At 69.0% G+C, this 16,289-nt stretch carries 13 protein-coding genes; 10 read left to right on the top strand and 3 right to left on the bottom strand.

The window, feature by feature from the left end; all coding sequences use genetic code 11:
- The first annotated feature begins 99 nt into the window (after positions 1 to 99).
- Genes ACX114_RS10795 through ACX114_RS10755 form a run of 9 tightly spaced genes read left to right on the top strand, consistent with a single transcriptional unit; the run spans position 100 to position 11,522 of the window.
- A complete protein-coding gene (locus ACX114_RS10795; RefSeq protein ID WP_459297299.1) occupies positions 100 to 942 on the top strand; it encodes an enoyl-CoA hydratase-related protein in 843 nt (280 codons plus the stop codon).
- On the top strand, positions 939 to 1,601 hold the full coding sequence (locus tag ACX114_RS10790) for a TetR/AcrR family transcriptional regulator (protein WP_459297297.1): 663 nt from the start codon (positions 939 to 941) through the stop codon (positions 1,599 to 1,601). Before ACX114_RS10795 ends, ACX114_RS10790 begins: the two co-directional genes overlap by 4 nt.
- A gap of 8 nt (positions 1,602 to 1,609) precedes the next feature.
- Positions 1,610 to 2,440: an SDR family oxidoreductase gene (locus tag ACX114_RS10785; protein WP_459297295.1), complete on the top strand. Its 831-nt coding sequence runs from the start codon at positions 1,610 to 1,612 to the stop codon at positions 2,438 to 2,440.
- A gap of 55 nt (positions 2,441 to 2,495) precedes the next feature.
- The gene (locus tag ACX114_RS10780) at positions 2,496 to 4,334 is read left to right on the top strand and encodes an AMP-dependent synthetase/ligase (RefSeq protein ID WP_459297293.1); all 1,839 of its coding nucleotides are present in this window, start codon (positions 2,496 to 2,498) and stop codon (positions 4,332 to 4,334) included.
- A gap of 20 nt (positions 4,335 to 4,354) precedes the next feature.
- Positions 4,355 to 5,494: an acyl-CoA dehydrogenase family protein gene (locus ACX114_RS10775; protein ID WP_459297291.1), complete on the top strand. Its 1,140-nt coding sequence runs from the start codon at positions 4,355 to 4,357 to the stop codon at positions 5,492 to 5,494.
- Positions 5,495 to 5,506: 12 nt separating this feature from the next.
- The gene (locus ACX114_RS10770) at positions 5,507 to 6,655 is read left to right on the top strand and encodes an acyl-CoA dehydrogenase family protein (RefSeq protein WP_459297289.1); all 1,149 of its coding nucleotides are present in this window, start codon (positions 5,507 to 5,509) and stop codon (positions 6,653 to 6,655) included.
- 29 nt (positions 6,656 to 6,684) lie between these two features.
- A complete protein-coding gene (locus tag ACX114_RS10765) occupies positions 6,685 to 7,896 on the top strand; it encodes an acetyl-CoA C-acetyltransferase (RefSeq protein WP_459297287.1) in 1,212 nt (403 codons plus the stop codon).
- Between the two features lie 38 nt (positions 7,897 to 7,934).
- Entirely contained in the window at positions 7,935 to 10,112 is a 2,178-nt protein-coding gene (locus ACX114_RS10760; protein ID WP_459297285.1) for a 3-hydroxyacyl-CoA dehydrogenase NAD-binding domain-containing protein, read from the top strand.
- A gap of 27 nt (positions 10,113 to 10,139) precedes the next feature.
- Positions 10,140 to 11,522 carry an aldehyde dehydrogenase family protein gene (locus ACX114_RS10755; protein WP_459297284.1) on the top strand — a complete coding sequence of 461 codons (1,383 nt, stop codon included), beginning with the start codon at positions 10,140 to 10,142 and terminating at the stop codon, positions 11,520 to 11,522.
- Between the two features lie 45 nt (positions 11,523 to 11,567).
- On the opposite strand, the gene roxA is transcribed toward ACX114_RS10755, so the two are convergent.
- Positions 11,568 to 13,589 carry a rubber dioxygenase RoxA gene (gene roxA / locus ACX114_RS10750; protein WP_459297283.1) on the bottom strand — a complete coding sequence of 674 codons (2,022 nt, stop codon included), beginning with the start codon at positions 13,587 to 13,589 and terminating at the stop codon, positions 11,568 to 11,570.
- A 161-nt stretch (positions 13,590 to 13,750) separates the two neighbouring features.
- Positions 13,751 to 14,356, bottom strand: coding sequence for a hypothetical protein (locus ACX114_RS10745; protein ID WP_459297282.1), 606 nt, complete (start codon positions 14,354 to 14,356; stop codon positions 13,751 to 13,753).
- 234 nt (positions 14,357 to 14,590) lie between these two features.
- On the opposite strand from ACX114_RS10745, the gene ACX114_RS10740 reads away from it, so the two are divergent.
- A complete protein-coding gene (locus ACX114_RS10740; protein WP_459297281.1) occupies positions 14,591 to 15,514 on the top strand; it encodes a hypothetical protein in 924 nt (307 codons plus the stop codon).
- 64 nt (positions 15,515 to 15,578) lie between these two features.
- Here the strand turns inward: ACX114_RS10740 and ACX114_RS10735 are convergent, their stop codons facing one another.
- Complete coding sequence (locus ACX114_RS10735) at positions 15,579 to 16,172, bottom strand: hypothetical protein (protein ID WP_459297279.1); 594 nt, start codon at positions 16,170 to 16,172, stop codon at positions 15,579 to 15,581.
- Positions 16,173 to 16,289: the final 117 nt, after the last annotated feature.

Raw genomic sequence — 16,289 nt, 5'->3', positions numbered from 1 at the left:
AAACGTCGAAAATTCCCGGGGATGTCTGGCGATTCTTGTTGTTGACGCCGCGCCAACAAGTCTCCACTATACCCAGCACATGAGCCAGGATTTCCAACCATGAGCTACCAACACATCCGCGTTTCCCATGCGGACCGGGTCGCCAATGTGGAACTGCACCGGCCTGAAGCGCGCAATGGCTTCACCGTGCTCATGGCGGACGAGCTGGCGGCCGCGCTCGCCGCGGCGGACGCGGACGAAGCGGTGCGGGTGGTCATCCTGTCGGGCGCTGGCAAGGACTTCTGCGTGGGGGCGGACCTGAGTGGCCAGTCCCTGGAGGTCACCAACACAGACATTCCCGGGGGCGCGTGGGTCGAACCCGCGACCCGCGTCGCGCGCCAGTTGTTCATGTTGAGAAAGCCTGTCATCGCCGCCATCCAGGGCGCGGCGGTGGGCGTGGGCTCCACGATGGTCCTCCCCGCGGACTTCCGGCTCGCGGCCAGGAACAGCCGTTTCGGATTTGTCTTCAGCCGGCGGGGCATCTACCCGGAAGCGGGCTCCAGCTGGTTCCTGCCCCGGCTGGTGGGCCTGGGCCGCGCGATGGACTGGATGGTGAGTGGCCGGCTCGTGCCAGCGGAAGAGGCGCTCGGCGCGGGGCTGGTCCAATCCCTCCATGAACCCGAGGCCCTGGCCGGCGCCGCGCAGGCGCTCGCGAAGGAGCTGGTGGACTCGACCGCGCCGGTGTCCGTGGCCGTCATCCGTCAGGCGCTCTACCGGATGAGCGCCCTGCCCTCGCCAGAGCCCGCGTTCGCCCTGGACAGCCAGCTCATCGCGAGCCTCGGAGAGAGCCCGGACGCGCTAGAAGGCGTCATGGCCTTCATGCAAAAGCGACCCGCGCGGTTCTCCCGGACGGTGACCCAGGACCTGCCCACGTTCCTCCCCTGGCAGGAGGCCCGCCGATGAGCGCCGTGGCCCCTCGCTGGAAGCGGCTGGAACCAGATGAGCGCCGGCAGCAGATCCTCGATTGCGCCATGCGCCTGTTCGGCGAGCGCCCGTACGCGGAGGTCTCCACCACCGACATCGCCAAGGAGGCGGGTGTCGCGCGGGGACTCCTCAATCACTACTTCGGGCAGAAGCGGGATCTCTACCTGAAGGTCGTGAAGCGAATGCTGCTCATGCCCGGCATCGAAAAGAGCGTCCCCATGACCGGAACCCTGCGAGAGCGCGTGGAGCGCAGCGTCGAGTGGTACCTGGACACCGTGGCGACCCACGGCAAGACATACCTGGCCGTCATCGGGAGCGGCGGCATCGGCGCGGATCCGGACGTCGAGCGCATCATCGCGGAGGCGGACGACGTGGCCGCGTCGCGGACGCTGGAGTTCCTGGGGCTCAAGGCCGAGGTCGGCAACGATTCGCGGCAGCGGGCGATGATCCGCTCCTACGGCGGGCTGGTGAAGTCCTCCATCCGTGAGTGGCTCCGCGACGGGACGCTCAGCCGCGAGGAGACGCACCTGCTCCTGAGCGAGTCGCTCCTGCTCATCGTGCGCGACCTGCTCCCCCAGCTCGCCCGGACGGCCACGCCCGGACGCGCCACCCCGGCGAAGCCGAAGGCCCAGAAGTGACGGGGCCCATGGCCGGTCCGGGCCCGCTCACCGGACGCACGCTGCTGATGTCCGGGGGAAGCCGTGGCATCGGGCTGGCCATCGGCGTCGCGGCCGGACGGCTGGGCGCCAACGTCGCGCTCCTGGCGAAGACGGGCACGCCGGACCCGCGCCTCCCGGGCACGGTCCACACCGCCGCCGCGGAGATTGAAGCCGCGGGAGGCAAGGCGCTCGCGGTGGTGGGCGACGTGCGGGAAGAGGCGGACGTGCAGCGCGCCGTGGACGAAACAGTGGCGCGCTTCGGCGGCATCGACTTCTGCGTCAACAACGCGAGCGCCCTGGCCCCGCTCAAGACCGAGGAGCTCCCGCTCAAGCGCTTCGACCTGATGCAGCAGATTCAACTGCGCGGGACGTTCCTGCTCACGCGCACGGCGCTGCCGCACTTGCGGCGCTCGTCCCATGCGCACATCCTCTCGCTGTCCCCGCCGGTGAACCTGGCGCCCCACTGGATGGGCCTGCACCCGGCGTACACGATGGCCAAGTACGGCATGACGCTGCTCACGCTCGGCTGGGCGGCGGAGCTGGCGGAGGCTGGCATCGGCGCGAACGCGCTCTGGCCGCGCACGCTCATCGCCACCGCCGCCGTGAAGAACCTGCTCGGGGGAGAGGCTTCGATGCAGCGGGCCCGCGCGCCGGAGATCATGGCGGACGCGGCCGTGGCCATCCTCCAGCGCTCGCCGCGCGAGTGCACCGGACAGACCTTCATCGACGAGGACGTCCTGCGCGCGAACGGAGTCACCGATTTCAGCCGCTACGGCGGCGGCCCGGATGTGGCGCTCGACCTGTACGTCGACCCCTGAAGAGGAAGCACGACAGACAGCTTGATTGACCTTTGACCTTGGCGGAGGTGTGTCCATGGGTGCGTTCGACGCGAACCTGGAAGCGCAGTGCCTGTCCCTCGCGGCGCAGCTCACGCTGCCGCGCCTCCTCCAGCGCAACGCGACGGAGTACGCGGACGCGCCCGCCCTCACCTCCGGGAACAGCACCCTCACCTGGGGACAACTCCGCGAGCGCACCGCCGCGCTGGCCCGGGGGCTCTGCGTGCTGGGGCTCCAGCGTGGCGAGCGGATGATGATCATGATGTCCGCCCGGCCGGAGCATTGGATCATCGACTATGCGGCGGCCCACCTGGGCGCCATCTCCTGTACCGCGTACCAGACCCTGAGCACCGAACAGGTGGGCTACGTCGCCCGGCACAGCGCGGCCACGGTGGTGGTGCTGGAGGGCGCGGAGGAGCTGACCCGGTGGTGGCCGGTGCTCGAATCTCTTCCTGCCCTCAAGCGCATCGTCGTGGTGGACGCGTCCGCCCTCCCGCGCGGGGACTCGCGGTTCATCTCCTTCGCGGAGCTCGAAGCCGAAGGCCGTGCCCTCCACGAGGCCAACCCCCAGGCCTTCGAGGACGCCTGGAAGGACATCCGCCCGGAGGATCCGCTGGCGATGATGTACACGTCCGGCACCACCGGTGACCCCAAGGGCGTGGTGCTGAGCCACCTCAACGCCTTCTATGAAGCCGTCGCGGTGGACCAGTGCGTCCCCATCCCGATGCGGGTCCCCTCCATCGCCTATCTCCCGCTGGCCCACGTGGCCGAGCGCGAGCTGGGGCTGTACCGCGCGCTCTACAAGGCGCTGCACATGCACCTGTGCACGGACCCGGCGGGCGTGGTGCCGCTGCTCGCCCGTTCGCGCGCGCCCGCGTTCTTCGGCGTGCCGCGCCTCTGGGAGAAGCTCGCGTCGAGCCTGCGCCTGAAGGTGGACGCGCTCCCGCCCGCGCAGCGTGAGCCCCTGCTCGCCGCCCACGCCGCCGCGCTGGAGTCCTTCCGGCTGCGCGGCGCTGGCAGGCCCGTGCCGCCGGAGGTCCAGCAGAGGGCCGCGGACGCCGAAGCGCGCGTGCTCGAACCGCTGCGCAAGTCCATGGGGCTGGATGCGCTGCATTGGACGAGCAGCGGCTCCGCGCCCATCCCCGTGGACATCCTCGAGTACCTGGGCGGCTTCGGCATCCAGGTGCTGGAGGTCTGGGGCATGAGTGAGACGACCGGCTGCGCCACCATCAACATCCCCACCGACTTCCGCGTCGGCTCCGTGGGCCGGCCCATCCCCGGGCTCCAGCTCAAGCTGGCGGAGGACGGCGAAATCTTCGTGCGCGGCCCGGTGGTGTTCATGGGCTACCTCGCGCCGGACGGCCAGATTGTCCGCGCGACGGACGCGGACGGCTGGCTCGCCACCGGAGACATCGGCACGCTCGACGCGGACGGCTTCCTCAGCATCACCGACCGCAAGAAGGAGCTGATCATCACGTCGAGCGGGAAGAACATCGCCCCCTCCAAGCTCGAAGGCATGCTGCGCGCCCATCCGCTGGTGGCCCAGGCCATCGCGATTGGCGACGGCCACCCCTACGTGACGGCGCTCGTCTCCCTGGATCCAGAAGCCGCGCCCGTCTGGGCCAGGGCCAGGGGCCTGTCCTCCGTGTCGGTCCAGGACCTCTCGCGAGACCCCACCGTCCAGGCCGAGCTGGAATCGCTCGTCGCCGCGGCCAACGTCCGGCTCTCCCGCTCGGAGCAGATCAAACGCTTCCACGTCGTCCCGGAGGCGTGGTCCCCGGTGACGGGCGAGCTGACGGTCACCCTCAAGCTCAAGCGCCGCGTGATCCTCGCGCAGTACGCCGAACGCATCGCCGCGCTCTACGCGAACACCTGACGCCCCTTCGGAGAACAGCCATGCACGTGAGAACCCCGGAGCAAGCCTCGTTCGCGGATGCCATCGACGCGTTCTGCCGCGCCAGGACGGGCACGCGCGCGCAGCGGGACGCGCTGACCCACGACGGCAAGGAAGCACACGCCCCCGGCCTCTATGCCCAGATGGCCGAGCTGGGCTGGCTGGGCGTGGGCCTCCCCTCGGAGTACGGCGGTTCTGGCGGAGGCATGTCCGAGATGTGCCTCTTCGCGGAGCGGACCGCCTATGGGCTCGCGCCCGTGGGCGGCTACATCACCACGGCGGTGGCGGCGGGCCCCTACGCGAAGTTCGGGACCCTGGCGCAGAAGGAGACCATCCTCGGCGGCATCGCACGCGGCCGGGTGGAGGCCATCTCCATCTCCGAGCCCGGGGCCGGCTCCGACGCCGCCGCCATCACCTGCCGCGCGGTCCGCACGCACGGGGGCTTCGTCGTCAACGGACAGAAGACCTGGTGCTCCAACGCGCACTTCGCGGACCACGTGCTGCTCGTGGCGCGCACGAACACCGTGGGCTCGCGGCATGAGGGCCTCACCATGTTCTGCGTCCCCGCGGGCACGCCCGGCATGGAGATCCGCGGCATCCCCACGATGGGCGGCAAGGAGGTCAACGACGTCTTCTTCACGGACTGCTTCCTGCCGGAGTCCTCCGTGGTCGGCCTCGTGGACCAGGCCTGGCCCCAGTTGATGTCGGGGCTCAACAGCGAGCGGCTCCTGCTCGCCGCGTCCATGCTGGGCCGGGGACGGCGCGCGTTCGACGACGCCGTCGCCTACGTGAAGGAGCGCAAGCAGTTCGGCCGCGCCATCGGCTCCTTCCAGGCGCTCAAGCACCGCATCGCGGACCTGGCCACGGAACTGGATTGCTGCGAGCTGCTCGTCTACCGCGTGGCGGCCATGGCGGACGAGCACCCGGACCGGATGCTCCCCCGCGAGGCCTCCATGGCGAAGCTCAAGACGACGGAGACCGCCAAGCGCGTGGCCCTGGAGGGCATGCAGATGATGGGCGGCTATGGCTACGCCACGGAATACGACATGGAGTCGCACCTGCGCGCCACGGTCATCTCCACCGTCTACGGCGGCACCAGCGAGATCCAGCGCGACATCATCGGCAAGACCTTCGGACTCTAGGAGACAGACATCATGACGACGGCACGTCCCCGGTGGAGCTCGGATGACGTGGAGCAGGTGCGCACGCTCGCGGCCACCTACTTCACGAAGGAAGTCCTCCCCAACGTCCCCAAGCACGTGGAGCAGGGCTACCCGGACAAGGCGCTCTACCGCCGCGCCGGAGAGCTGGGCCTCCTGTGCATGTCCATCCCGGAGGCCTACGGCGGCGCGGGCGGCACGTTCGCGCACGAGGCGGTCCTCATCGAGGAGCAGATCCGCGCCGGGGACCCGTCCATGGGCTTCCCCGTCCACTGCGCCATCGTCGCGCACTACCTGCTGGCCTACGCCTCGGAGGCCCAGAAGGAGAAGTGGCTGCCCCGGCTGGCCAGCGGCGAATGGGTGGGCGCCATCGCCATGACGGAGCCGGGCACGGGCTCCGACCTCCAGGCCATCACCACCCGCGCGGTGCGTGAAGGCGACTTCTACCGGGTGAGCGGCGCGAAGACGTTCATCTCCAATGGCCACGTCTGCGACTTCATCATCATCGTCGCGCGCACGGGGCAGCCGGGCCACGCGGGCATCTCCCTCTTGTGCGCGGAGGTCTCCGACACGACGCCCGGCTTCCAGCGTGGCCGCATCCTCGACAAGCTGGGAGGCAAGGGTCAGGACACCACCGAGCTCTTCTTCGACGACCTGCGCGTCCCCGCCGTCAACCTGCTGGGCGGAGAGGAGGGCCGGGGCTTCGCCCAGCTCATGCAGCAGCTCCCCCAGGAGCGGCTGACCACGGCCATCATCGCGGTGGCGAGCCTGGAGCGCGCAGTCCAGCTCACGGTCGATTACACGAAGCAGCGCCACGTCTTCGGCAAGCCGCTCTTCGCCCTGCAGAACACCCGCTTCGAGCTGGCGGAGTGCGCCACCCTCCAACGGGTTTGCCGCACTTTCGTGGATGACTGCATTGCGTCCCACCTGGAAGGCGGACTCGATGTGACAACGGCGGCCATGGCGAAGTACTGGGTGTCCGACCAGGCCTGCCTCGTAGTGGACCGCTGCCTCCAGCTGTTTGGTGGGTACGGTTATATGAAGGAATACCCCATCGCCCATCTGTTCGCGGACACCCGCGTCCTGCGAATCTTCGCCGGCGCGAACGAGGTCATGAAGGAGCTCGTCGCCCGGTCCCTGTAGCCCCCTCCCTTCTCACAAGGAGGCTCCCCGTGAGCCAGGAAGCATTCATCTTCGACGCCGTCCGTACCCCTCGCGGCAAGGGCAAGAAGGGCGCCCTGCACGGCACCAAGCCGGTGTCGCTGCTCGTCGGCTTGGTGGACGCGCTCAAGCAGCGCCACCCGAACCTGGACCCGAAGCACATCGACGACGTGGTGCTGGGCGTCGTGTCCCCCGTGGGTGACCAGGGCGCGGACATCGCGCGCACGCTGGTGCTGGCCGCGGGCCTGCCGGAGACCACCGGCGGCGTGCAGCTCAACCGCTTCTGTGCCTCCGGCCTGACGGCGGTGAACATGGCCGCGCAGCAGGTGCGCTCCGGCTGGGAGCACCTGGTCATCGCGGGCGGCGTGGAGAGCATGTCCCGCGTCCCCATGGGCTCCGACGGCGGCGCGTGGGCCATGGACCCCGCCACCAACTACGACACCTACTTCGTGCCGCAGGGCATCTCCGCGGACCTCATCGCGACCATGGAGGGCTTCACTCGCGAGGACGTGGACCGCTACGCCGTGCGCTCGCAGGAGCGTGCCGCCCACGCGTGGAAGAACGGCTACTTCCAGAAGTCCGTCGTCCCCGTGAAGGACCAGAACGGGCTCACCATCCTGGACCGCGACGAGCACATGCGCCCGGACTCCACCGTGGCCTCGCTGGGCCAGCTGAGCGCGTCCTTCACCACCATGGGTGAGATGGGCGGCTTCGACGCGGTGGCGCTCCAGAAGTATCACGCGGTGGAGCGCATCAACCACGTGCACACGCCGGGCAACTCCTCCGGCATCGTGGACGGCGCGGCGCTGGTGCTGGTGGGCTCGGAGAAGGTGGGCAAGACGCTGGGCCTCACGCCTCGCGCGCGCATCGCCGCCGTGGCCACGTCCGGCGCGGAGCCCACCATCATGCTGACCGGCCCGCTGCCGGCCACCCGCAAGCTGCTGGACATCGCCGGCCTGTCCGTGAAGGACATCGACCTCTTCGAGCTCAACGAGGCCTTCGCCTCCGTGGTCCTCAAGTACCAGAAGGACCTGGACATCCCGGACGAGAAGCTCAACGTCAACGGCGGCGCCATCGCCATGGGGCACCCGCTGGGTGCCACCGGCGCCATGATCCTTGGAACCGTGGTGGATGAGCTGGAGCGGCGCAACGCGCGCCGCGCGGTCGTCACCCTGTGCGTCGGCGGCGGCATGGGTGTGGCCACCCTCGTCGAGCGCGTCTGACCCTTCCCTCCCCTTTCAAAGACTTTCGAGCGAACACCATGAGCGAACAGAACACCCTGCGCTGGGAACAGGACGCGGACGGCATCGTCGTCTTGACGATGGACGACCCCTCCCAGTCCGCCAACACGATGAACGCCGCCTACGTGAAGTCCATGCGCGCGGCGGTGGACCGGCTGGCGAAGGAGAAGGACAGCATCACCGGCGTCGTCATCACCTCCGCGAAGAAGACCTTCTTCGCGGGCGGCGACCTGAACGACCTGCGCAACGTGAAGAAGAGCGAAGCGAAGCAGGTCTTCGACCTGGGCCAGGAGATCAAGGCGCAGCTGCGCACGCTGGAGACCCTGGGCAAGCCCGTGGTCGCGGCCATCAACGGCGCGGCGCTGGGCGGCGGGCTGGAGATCGCCCTCGCGTGCCATTACCGCATCCTCGCGGACGTGAAGGGCGCGCAGGTGGGCCTGCCCGAGGTGACGCTGGGCCTGTTGCCCGGCGGCGGCGGCGTGGTGCGCACCGTGCGCATGCTGGGCATCACGGACGCGCTGATGAAGGTGCTGCTCCAGGGCCAGAAGTACCGCCCCCAGGAGGCGAAGGAGCTGGGGCTGGTGCATGAGGTGGTGCCCTCCGTGGACGCGCTCCTGCCCGCGGCGAAGGCGTGGGTGAAGGCGAACCCGAAGGCGCAGCAGCCCTGGGACCAGAAGGGCTACAAGATCCCCGGCGGCACGCCGTCCCACCCGGCGTTCGCGGCGAACCTGCCCGCGTTCCCCGCCAACCTGCGCAAGCAGCTCAAGGGCACGAACATGCCCGCGCCGCGCGCCATCATGGCGGTGGCGGTGGAGAGCACGCAGGTGGACGTGGACACCGCGTTCACCATCGAGTCGCGCTACTTCACGGAGCTGGTCGTCGGCCAGGTCGCGAAGAACATGATCCAGGCGTTCTTCTTCGACATGCAGCACATCAACTCCGGCGGCGGCCGCCCCAAGGGCATCCCGAAGCACACCGCGAAGAAGGTGGGCGTGCTGGGCGCGGGCATGATGGGCGCGGGCATCGCCTACGTGTGCGCCAAGGCCGGCATCGACGTGGTGCTCAAGGACGTGACGCTCGCCGCCGCGGAGAAGGGCAAGGGCTACTCCGTCAAGCTGGTGGAGAAGGCCGTCTCCAAGGGCTCCGTCACGAAGGAGAAGGGCGACGCGCTCCTGGCGCGCATCACCCCCGCGGAGGACCCCGCCGCGCTCGCGGGCTGCGACCTGGTCATCGAAGCGGTGTTCGAGGACGTGAAGCTCAAGCACAAGGTCTTCCAGGAGATTCAAGGCGTGGTGGCTCCGGACGCGGTGCTGGGGTCCAACACCTCCACCCTGCCCATCACCCTGCTCGCGGAGGGCGTGAACCGGCCGCCGGACTTCGTCGGCATGCACTTCTTCTCCCCCGTGGACAAGATGCCGCTCTTGGAGCTCATCGCCGGCAAGCAGACCAGTGACGCGACGCTGGCGAAGGCCATCGACATCGCGGTGCAGATTGGCAAGACGCCCATCGTCGTCAATGACAGCCGGGGCTTCTTCACCAGCCGCGTGATTGGCACGTTCCTCAACGAGGCCATCGCCATGGTGGGCGAGGGCATCGCGCCCGCGTCCATCGAGCAGGCGGGACTCCAGGCGGGCTACCCCGCCGCCCCGCTCCAGTTGGTGGACGAATTGACGCTGACGCTGCCCCGGAAGATCCGCCAGGAGACGAAGGCGGCCGTGGAGGCCGCGGGCCAGACGTGGGCGGACCACGGCAGCTACGCGGTGATGGACGCGATGATCGACCAGCACGGCCGCAAGGGCCGCTCCACGGGCGGCGGGTTCTACGACTACGCGGACGGCAAGCGGACGAACCTGTGGCCGGGGCTGACGAAGCACTACACCAAGCCCGGCTACACCATCCCCTTCGAGGACATGAAGGAGCGGATGCTCTTCGCGGAGGCCATCGACACGGTGCGCTGCTTCGACGAGGGCGTGCTGCGCTCCACCGCGGACGCGAACGTGGGCTCCATCCTGGGCATCGGCTTCCCGCCCTGGACGGGCGGCGTGGTGCAGTACATCAACGGCTACGAAGGCCCGTCCGGCACGGGGCCGCGCGGCTTCGTCATCCGCGCGCGCCAGCTGGCGGAGCGCTACGGGAAGCACTTCCTGCCGCCCGCGTCCCTGGTCGCCAAGGCTGAACGTGGAGAGCTGCTCGAGTAACCCCTCACTCACATAAAGGGTCGTCCCATGAGGAATCAGCGGGAGCATGACGTGAAGGCACTCGTTTCAAGGCAGCGCGCCTGTTTCGAAACCCGCGTCACGCTCCCGCTGAAATGGCGGCAGGAGCAGCTGCGGGCGCTGGAAGCCGCCGCGCGCAAGCACGAGGAGGCCATCCTGGCCGCCCTCAAGGCCGACCTCGCGAAGAGCCCGGAGGAGGCCTACCTCACGGAGGTGGGCAGCATCTACGGGGAGCTGAAGACGGCCCTCAAGCACGTGAAGGCCTGGATGGAGCCGCGCAAGGGCTCCGCGCCGCTCGTCATCCAGCCGGCGCGGGCCTGGCAGTACGCGGAGCCCCTGGGCGTGACGCTCATCATCGCGCCCTGGAACTATCCCTATCAGCTCTCGCTGGCGCCGCTCATCGGAGCGCTGGCCGCGGGCTGCACCGCCGTGTTGAAGCCCAGTGAGCACGCGCCCGCGACCTCGCGCGTGCTCGCGCGGATGCTGGGCGAGGCCTTCCCACCCGAGGTCGTCGCCGTGGTGGAGGGCGGCGTGGAGGAGAGCCGCGCGCTGCTCGACGAGCGCTGGGACCTCATCTTCTTCACTGGAGGCACGCAGGTGGGCCGCACTGTCGCCGAAGCGGCGGCCCGGCACCTGACGCCCACCGTCCTGGAGCTGGGCGGCAAGAGCCCCTGCATCGTCGACCGGAGCGCGGACCTGGAGGTCACCGCGCGCCGCATCGCCTGGGGCAAGTACGTCAACGCCGGGCAGACCTGCATCGCGCCGGACTACGTGCTCATCCCGGCCGACCTCCAGGAGCGCTTCACCGCGCTGGTCCAGAAGGCCGTGCGCAGCTTCTACGGCGACGACGCGAGCGCGAGCGCCGACTACGGCCGCATCGTCAATGACCGCCACTTCGAGCGCGTCAGCGCGCTGGCGTCCCACGGGAAGATTGCCTTCGGTGGAGAGCGCGACGCGCGGAGCCGCTACTTCTCTCCCACCGTCATCACCGACGCGCCCCTGACCAGCCCGCTGATGCAGGAGGAGATCTTCGGCCCCCTGCTCCCGCTGGTCGCCTGCGAGAACGTCGACGACGCCATCCGCTTCGTGCGCGCCCGCCCCAAGCCGCTCGCCCTCTACACCTTCGCGCGGGATGCCGCGGTGAATGAGCGCGTGCTCGCCCAGACCTCCAGCGGCGGAGCCGTCACCAACGACGTGTGCGTCCACTTCGCCGCGGAGGGGCTTCCTTTCGGCGGCGTGGGCGAGTCCGGCCTAGGCGGCTACCACGGCCAGGCCAGCTTCGACGCCTTCAGCCACAAGAAGAGCGTGGTGAAGCGGCCCTTCGCGCTGGACATGAAGCTGCGCTATCCGCCCTACACGGGGAAGCTGGGCCTCTTCCGCCGCTTCCTGTGACGGGCCGGGGGCGCGGTCCCTTCTCCGCGCCCCCTTCCCCGCTGACTACAGCGTCTTCATGTACTCGATGAGGGCCCAGCGCTCCGGGTCGGTGAGCGACTGGGTGAAGTCATGCCCCTCGTTGCCCATGCCGTAGAAGTGGGTGTTGAAGATCATCCGGGAGCGGATCTGCTTCTGGGTGATGGGCGGCGGCGACTGGTAGGCGAGCGAGTTGTAGTTGGCGGCCAGGTTCGCGATGTTCGCGAAGAGCACGTCGGCCGTCGCCATCTCCTCGCTGCACGGGATGAACGGATCATTGGCAGGCCGGTCGGCGCAGGCCAGCGCCGTCACCTTCCACCCCAGCTTCGCGAAGTCATAGGACGCATAGCTGGAGTCGTAGCCCGCGTTGGTGCCCAGGATGTTGGCGGAGGTCTGCTGGCGCTTCCACACCGCCGGCCGGTCCGACGGCTTCAGCACGTCCCAGAGGCTGGGCACGCTGCCGTTGTGGAAGAACGGCGCGGAGGCCCACGCGCCATAGAGCGGCGGCGCGATGTAGCCGAACGGGCTGAGCCACTCGTTGGGCCCCTCGGGTGAATAGACGGGCCCCAGGCCGTTGTCATACGCGCTGCGCGGCACGCGCCGCAGGGCGCTCATGATGATGTCGTCGTAGAAGGGGCCGTGGTCGGGGTGCTCGTCGTTGTAGGCCAGGAAGGACGTGTTCCAGGCCCGGCGCTTGCGGATGTCCGCCATCAGGTCCTTGCGCGCGGGGTCCGTGCGGATGATCTCGATGGGCGTGATCACGCCCGCCACGCCCTTCAGACGCGGGTCCGGCAGGTACGCGGGGTCCGCGGCGTAGCGCGGCGAATAGACGCCGTGGCAGGACGCACAGGAGCCGTTGCCCGGCGCCTTGGGGATGTTGGCGTTGGCGCCATTGGCCCAGAGGTCGCGCTCGTGGAAGAGCACCGCGCCCTGCTCGGCGAGCGCGGTGTTGACCGTCTTGGGGTACGTGGGGGGCGACATCGAGATGAAGAAGTTGTCGTTGTCCTCGAACTCGACGGTCAGCGCCCGGCGCTGCGCGGGCGAGCGGCCCAGGTTCGCGATGCCGAAGGCCATCTCCGAGCGGACGTTGTCCGACGTGAGGGCGCCATCCCAGAACTGCCGCGTCTTGAAGGCGCGGTGCCACCAGCTGGGCGCGCGCGACTGGCCGCCCGCGTGGGTGGGGAAGTACTCGAGCAGGCTGGGCGCCAGCGCGAGCGAGTCCATGTCGAAGAGCGCGGGCAGCAGGTCCACGATGCCAATGGCGTCACTGGTGCCACGGCCCACGCTCCACGGCACGGGCGCCAGTTGCAGCACGGTGCCCACGCCCGTCGAGCGGAAGAAGTCGGATTGGATCAACCCCGCGTCCAGCGCGTCGTTCGAGCGCCCCCACACGAAGCCGGCCTCCTGCTCGGTCCCCAGCCGCGAGTCGTGGCACCCGGAGCAGCTGGAGGCGATGGCGCCCGTGAAGCGCCCGTTCGCGTCCCGCTCCTGCACGAGCCCCAGGGGGAGCTGGCCGCTGCCCCCGTTGGTGAGGTTGGGGTTCTCCCACGGCAGCGGATAGGGATTGCGGAACGGCGCCTTCGCCAGGCCGTAGCGCTTGATGACCTGCTCGTCGAAGTCCGAGGGCCGGATGAGGTAGCCCCAGAGCGTGTAGAGGTTGTAGTAGGCGAGCGCCGTGGTGAACGGCTGGAAGTAGGCGCGCGTCTCGATGTTGTTGCGCCCCCGGGCCACGCTCGCGCGGAACTCGCCGCACGTCGTGGGATTGGGCGGCAGCGTGGAGACGAACGGCGGCGGCGGATTGTGCAGGTCCACCCAGTACGCGTTGAACTGGACCGCCGCCCCGGGCTTGTTGACGCCCGGCACCACCAGCGTGCGCGGGTCCACCGGCAGCGGCGTGGAGTCCGGCTTCCCGTTGCAGGCCGCCACGAACGGCGACCGCACCGCCGTGCTCTCCAAGAGCGGCAGCGGGTCGGCGGCTGCCGCGGAGCCGACCAGGAAGAGGACCAGGGAACTCGGACACGCCCACGTACGGCTCCATCGCAGTCTCATGCACTGCCTCCGCGCCTATTGGCACTTTGACAACAAGAAACCTTGTAGGCCCCGGATTCCCGGGCCTCAATACGCAGCGCGTTAGCGTGTCTGGGAAAAACAAAGGGCCCGGAACGGTTGTGTTCCGGGCCCTTCGTGTTCGTCGACGTTGGCGTCTGGGGTCAGAGCATGCCTGGAGACGCCTTCGCCTGGGCCTTGGCGAAGACCTCCCGCAGGCGCGTGGCGACCTTGGGCATCACGTCCTCGAAGGCGAACGCGGCGGACTGCCCCAGGGTCTCCTCGCCGCTGGCGGCCCCGCCCAGCCACGCGGAGGCCCCCTTGCTCTTCTGGGACGCGCCCTCGAACAGGTCGCTCATCGGGATGGAGTCCTGGCCTCCCATGGAGCGGACCGTCAGCTTCAGCTCCGACACGAAGCCACCGGCGTGGACGCTGAAGAATTGGATCTCCGGGATGATGAGTACATCCGCGTCACCCAGGTCGTCGGGGCTGGACGCCTCTTGGACGGACTGGAAGACGGTGCCCATCATCTGCGGGAAGCTCCGGGTGAGGGCCTCGCCGATGTAGATGTCCCAGGTTTGCGTGTAGCCCAGGGCGAAGTATTTGCCCGAATCGATGAGCGCCTTCTGCTCGGGGGAGATGAAGTAGCGCGCGCGAAGCGCCAACGGCGTCCCCGCGTTGGACATGGGCGCGGGGCTCGGCCTTACCTGATGGGTACAGCCAACCAACGTCAGCAACGCGAGCAGAGGCAACACGAGGGTCTTGGGCATGGCGCATTCATAGCGCACGCCCCCTGGAGGCCCAATGCCACGGCCGAAAGGCCTCTCCAGGTCGATTCAACCCCTCACGGGAGGACAGAGGCCCGCGCGCGCGGTGCCCGCTAGGCTCGGTGATGCGCGACAGGCCGTGAACTCCGGGGACGTCCGACATTCGCTAAGGACCTGACGTTGCACTCGCCGGGGGGCGCTCAAATGAAGGCATGGACGTCGATCAAGGTTTGGGTCGTGGCTGCCGCATGGCTGGGGCTGCTGGGCGTGGGAGGCTGCGTCGGGAGTGACTGGGACGCGGCGGCACCTCCGGAGCTGGGCGAGCTCTCGCAGGAGGTCATCACGACCAATGGCCTGTCCACGAATGGCCTGTCCACCAACGGGCTGTCCACCAACGGCCTGTCCACGAATGGGCTGTCCACCAACGGCCTGTCCACGAATGGGCTGGCGGCGACTTCGTTCTCGACCTGGTTCAACGGCAACGAGTCCGTCGCCTACTCCGACATGGTGATGCGGTATGTCGTTGCCTGCGCCCTGCCCGCCGGCCAGACGCGCGTCTGGACCAATCCCGTCACGGGCGTCACCTACTCCTGGCCGGGCCGCCTGGGCCTGGCCACCGCCTGGGCCCAGGGCGCCGCCGCCACCGTGGCGGAGCAGCAGCGGATCTCCGCGTGCCTCGCCGCGCACGTGAACAAGTACGGCGTCTCGGTTCCCCTGTCCATCCAGGGCCATGACTCCGCGGGGGTCATTCCCATGGCGGCCAACGAGGCCACGGACTACCCGGAGAAGGAGGCGTGCTTCTTCGGCAACCTGTTCACCGGCGAGGGCGTCTTCGTGGGCAACGACCGCAACCTCAAGCGGGCGGAGAGCACGCCCCGGGGCTGCGCTCTTTCCGCCAAGGGCGCCGGTGAGAATACGGGGTGCGCCCCACTCCAGCACGTGGGCTACTGCGCCAGCGTCTGCACTCGCAATGCGACGCACGGCTTCTGGGAGCGCTGTGTCGTCAATGGCGTCTCGTACCAGGCCCTCACCACCCGGCTGCGCGCCCAGGACATCTTCAACTGCGGGGATGGCGTCTGCCAATTCACCGAGTCGTGTGGCACGGGCAGGACCTATGACAGCTGCGGCACCGACTGCACGACCTGTGGTGGCGCGCGCTGAACCCTGACACGCGGCGTCCGGGCCCCACTCCCGGACGCCAGTCACGCCGTCGTCACGCCTGCCATCAGAAGCTGATGGTCAGGTCATGCAAAACAGCCTCGCACCCCGTCCTGCTCCCCGCCTCGTTGCCCGACGTGTCGCCCACGCAGGTGAGGCTCTTCACGATGCGCGAGTTCGTGAGGGTCTGAGGGAACTGGAACGCGTCCAGCGCGTGCCCCGTGTCGAAGTAGTGGTACTCGAACTCCGGACCGCATCCGGGGAAGTCCAGGCCGCCGCACGGGTTCGGCGACAGCGCCGTGATTTTGCTCGGGGTCGTGGCGATGTGGTAGGCGCGCTCCCCGTGGACGCCGGTGGTGCCGGGCACCTCGCTCCCCCAGATGACCATGACGATCCACAGCTCGTTCTCGTTGCGGATCTGCAGCTCGAAGTTGACGTCCATCTGCGGACCGTGACCCGCGAAGTCCGCGTCTCCCGACACCTTCGGCGGGACGAAGAACGGCAGCGCGAAGCTGTTGACGACGACGCTCAGGCCCTGCTTCGTCGTGCCCACCTCCGGCGCGACGGGCGTCTCCGCCGGCTGCTCCAGGGTCTCGGGACCACCGCAGCCCGCGAGCAACAGCGCGGCCGGAACGACGTACGACATGAATCGACGCATCATGGCTGACTCCAGACAGCGAAAGGGAAACGCCAGGCAGCCGGCCCGCGCTTCCCACGGGGCGGCCACCACTCCGGCGAACCGGAGTGACGGGACAAGTACCGGCATGGACAGACACGC

This window comes from Corallococcus sp. M7 (assembly GCF_054512695.1).
This window is presented reverse-complemented; position numbering and strand designations above follow the sequence as displayed.

What these genes read in the sequence shown, in the direction of transcription:
- ACX114_RS10795 (WP_459297299.1), top strand. Translation starts at nt 100, where the DNA reads ATGAGCTACCAACACATCCGCGTTTCCCATGCGGACCGGGTCGCCAAT.
- ACX114_RS10790 (WP_459297297.1), top strand. Translation starts at nt 939, where the DNA reads ATGAGCGCCGTGGCCCCTCGCTGGAAGCGGCTGGAACCAGATGAGCGC.
- ACX114_RS10785 (WP_459297295.1), top strand. Translation starts at nt 1,610, where the DNA reads ATGGCCGGTCCGGGCCCGCTCACCGGACGCACGCTGCTGATGTCCGGG.
- ACX114_RS10780 (WP_459297293.1), top strand. Translation starts at nt 2,496, where the DNA reads ATGGGTGCGTTCGACGCGAACCTGGAAGCGCAGTGCCTGTCCCTCGCG.
- ACX114_RS10775 (WP_459297291.1), top strand. Translation starts at nt 4,355, where the DNA reads ATGCACGTGAGAACCCCGGAGCAAGCCTCGTTCGCGGATGCCATCGAC.
- ACX114_RS10770 (WP_459297289.1), top strand. Translation starts at nt 5,507, where the DNA reads ATGACGACGGCACGTCCCCGGTGGAGCTCGGATGACGTGGAGCAGGTG.
- ACX114_RS10760 (WP_459297285.1), top strand. Translation starts at nt 7,935, where the DNA reads ATGAGCGAACAGAACACCCTGCGCTGGGAACAGGACGCGGACGGCATC.
- ACX114_RS10755 (WP_459297284.1), top strand. Translation starts at nt 10,140, where the DNA reads ATGAGGAATCAGCGGGAGCATGACGTGAAGGCACTCGTTTCAAGGCAG.
- roxA (WP_459297283.1), bottom strand. Translation starts at nt 13,589, where the DNA reads ATGAGACTGCGATGGAGCCGTACGTGGGCGTGTCCGAGTTCCCTGGTC.
- ACX114_RS10745 (WP_459297282.1), bottom strand. Translation starts at nt 14,356, where the DNA reads ATGCCCAAGACCCTCGTGTTGCCTCTGCTCGCGTTGCTGACGTTGGTT.
- ACX114_RS10735 (WP_459297279.1), bottom strand. Translation starts at nt 16,172, where the DNA reads ATGATGCGTCGATTCATGTCGTACGTCGTTCCGGCCGCGCTGTTGCTC.